The following is a 470-nucleotide window of genomic DNA, read 5'->3' as shown; positions in this document are numbered from 1 at the left end:
CTCGCACCCTATCGCGACAAGCCGGCATCCTGGTTCACCGCGCGCGACGACATCAAGGCGATCATCGCGCAGCGGATCGCGACCAAGACCATCGATGAGTGGCTTGATATCCTCGAGCCGGCCGACATCTGGTGCGCCAAAGTGCTGACCTGGCCGGAGATGCTGGCGAGCGAAGGGTTCCAGTCGCTCGACATGCTGCAGACTGTGACGCGCGAGGACGATGTCTCGATCCTCACCACCAGTTCGCCGCTCCGGGTCGATGGCATAAGGGCCAAGGTCGATCGGGCGGCGCCCCGCATCGGCGAGCACAGTGCCGCCATCCGCGCGGAGTTCGGCCTGTGAGCGTGCCCATCCTCAAGGGCATGACCTGGAGCCATCCGCGTGGCTACGATCCGATGGTCGCCTGCTCGTCGCTATGGCAGCAGAAGACCGGCGTCGTGATCGAATGGGACAAGCGCTCGCTTCAGGAC

At 64.7% G+C, this 470-nt stretch carries 1 protein-coding gene and 1 pseudogene; both read left to right on the top strand.

The features are described from left to right. On the top strand, nucleotides 1-342 hold a 342-nt coding region (locus EN939_RS37500; protein ID WP_206528490.1), incomplete at its 5' end, for a CoA transferase. Next, a pseudogene (locus EN939_RS39635) lies at nucleotides 339-470 on the top strand (carbohydrate ABC transporter substrate-binding protein); the annotation flags it as partial. The gene EN939_RS37500 and the pseudogene EN939_RS39635, both read left to right, overlap by 4 nt.

Source organism: Mesorhizobium sp. M7A.F.Ca.CA.002.05.1.1 (assembly GCF_003998335.1).
GTDB lineage: Bacteria > Pseudomonadota > Alphaproteobacteria > Rhizobiales > Rhizobiaceae > Mesorhizobium.
Note: the sequence above shows the minus strand (reverse complement) of the source record. Positions and strands in the feature narration are given on the sequence as shown.